Source organism: Treponema sp. UBA753, assembly GCF_002297325.1.
GTDB lineage: Bacteria > Spirochaetota > Spirochaetia > Treponematales > Treponemataceae > Treponema_D.
On sequence record NZ_DBKJ01000078.1, the window covers coordinates 3,101 to 4,157 of the forward strand.

Sequence of the window (1,057 nt, forward strand, 5' to 3'; positions counted from 1 at the left end):
TCAAGATGAAAAAATTCTTGTTACAGTTTTACGTATTGGACATAGAAAAGAAATCTACAAAAACTAAGCAAAATACTTTTATTCTGTTGTGCAGTGCTCCACACTTCCCTGCCCGGCTGTTTTTCCGTTTTTAAGCATTTCTTCCATTGTGTGCCAGCCAAGAACTGCGCACTTTACGCGTGCAGGCATTTTACTGATATTTTTTAGGCTTGCAGCTTCATCAAGTTCTTCCAAAGCACTGTCATCTTCAATCTTGCCGTAAATCATGTCCATAAAAAGTGAAGCAAGGCGCAAGGCTTCATTCTTTGGCTTTCCAATTATGTCATCAAGCATCATGTCTACAGAAGCCTGGCTTACAGCGCATCCAGAGCCGTTAAAGCTTCCTTCTGAAATTATTCCGTTATCATCAATTTTGAGCTGAAGATAAATATTGTCTCCGCAGCTAGGATTCACGCCTTGCAATGTAAATGTAGGATTTTCCATAACGCCCTTGTGAGTCGGGTTCAAATTATGCTCGTTAAGAATTTCCTGATAAAGCGATTTCAAATCCATGTTAATACCTCAGTTTTTAATTGCCTTTATTCTTTAAATCCCATCCAGCAGCGGACAAGCTTTAGTTTTTCAAGAAAAATTTCAACTTCTTGCTGTGTATTGTAAAAGTAGCAGCTTGCGCGCGCAGTTGAGCCTACTCCAAGTTTCTGCATCAAAGGCTGGGCGCAATGATGTCCTGCCCTGACCGCAATTTTTTCTGTATCAAGAATAGAAGCAATATCATGCGGATGCACGCCGTCAATGGTAAAAGTAACAATTCCGCAATGCTTTTTATAGTCATCGTTCCCGATTATGTGAAGATAAGGAATTTTTTTCATTCCCTCAATCATCGTCTGGGCAAGAGAATCGTCGTTTTTTTCTATATTATCAAGCCCGATTTCCTGAATATATTCTATCGCCTTTGCAAGCGCAACAGCTCCACCAGCGTTTACAGTTCCGGCTTCAAATTTATGCGGAACTTCTGCAAAAGTCGCAGTCTCGCGGGTAACATATTCAATCATTTCTC

At 40.4% G+C, this 1,057-nt stretch carries 2 protein-coding genes; both read right to left on the reverse strand.

Going from position 1 to position 1,057, the window contains the following annotated elements:
- Positions 1-78 precede the first annotated feature (78 nt).
- On the reverse strand, positions 79-552 hold the full coding sequence (sufU, locus tag B4C08_RS06815; RefSeq protein WP_296664123.1) for a Fe-S cluster assembly sulfur transfer protein SufU: 474 nt from the start codon (positions 550-552) through the stop codon (positions 79-81).
- Positions 553-578: 26 nt separating this feature from the next.
- A partial coding sequence (locus B4C08_RS06820) for an aminotransferase class V-fold PLP-dependent enzyme (RefSeq protein ID WP_296664124.1) occupies positions 579-1,057 on the reverse strand: 479 nt, incomplete at its 5' end.